General features: G+C 54.3%; 1 protein-coding gene. It reads right to left on the bottom strand.

Annotated features, from left to right (window positions below):
- On the bottom strand, positions 1 to 960 hold a 960-nt coding region (locus tag M0413_RS22615), incomplete at both ends, for a putative Ig domain-containing protein (RefSeq protein ID WP_249555743.1).

Genomic DNA, 960 nt, shown 5'->3' with positions numbered 1-960 from the left:
CGAATAGGTGTCATTTGCAGTACTGGTTAAGGTATAGCTGTCATCGATAGCTTGAGGATCGTCGTTCACTGGCGTAACCGTAACGGTGACTGTGGCAGGCTCTGAGCTCAGCTCTGCATCTTTAGCGATAAAGCCAATAGAGTCAGTACCATTAAAATCCTTCTCAGGCGTATAGAGCCAGACACTACCGTGCTGCTCTAAGGTACCGGAGGCAGGTTGGGCACTGATCTCATAGGTCAGAGGATCATTATCGGCATCCTCACCCGCAAGCGTGATCATCACCGAACTGTCTTCCTCAAGAGCTACAGACTGATTGGAAGCGACAGGCGCATCGTTGACGTTTGCCACTGCAATGCTGAAGCTTTGCTCTGCGGTTAAACCATCCACATCGGTGGCGCGAAGCACCACGGCATGACTGCCGACATTGGTGTTAGTTGGGGTGCCACTTAACACGCCAGTGGCTGCATTGAAGCTCAGCCAACTTGGCAAAGTGACTGCGCTTAAGGTGACACTGTCGCCCACATCGCTGTCGGTCGCCACCAAGGTGTAGCTATAGGCCGCATCTTGGGTGGCGCTGGTTAACGCCATTGAACTGATGGTCGGTGCATCGTTGACGTTTGCCACCACAATGCTGAAGCTTTGCTCTGCGGTTAAACCATCCACATCGGTGGCGCGTAGCACCACGGCATGGCTGCCGACATTGGCATTAGTTGGGGTACCACTTAACACGCCAGTCGCGGCATTAAAGCTCAGCCAGCTTGGCAGTGTCACGGCGCTTAAGGTGACACTGTCGCCCACGTCGCTGTCGGTCGCCACCAAGGTATAGCTATAGGCCGCATCTTGGGTAGCACTGGTTAACGCCGTTGAACTGATGGTCGGTGCGTCGTTGACGTTTGCCACCACAATGCTGAAGCTTTGCTCTGCGGTTAAGCCATCCACATCGGTGGCGCGTAGCACCAC

Origin of the sequence: Shewanella sp. 8A, from assembly GCF_023475945.1 — a bacterium.
GTDB lineage: Bacteria > Pseudomonadota > Gammaproteobacteria > Enterobacterales > Shewanellaceae > Shewanella > Shewanella xiamenensis.
The sequence above is the reverse complement of the archived record's forward strand: the minus strand, read 5'-3'. Positions and strand labels throughout refer to the sequence as shown.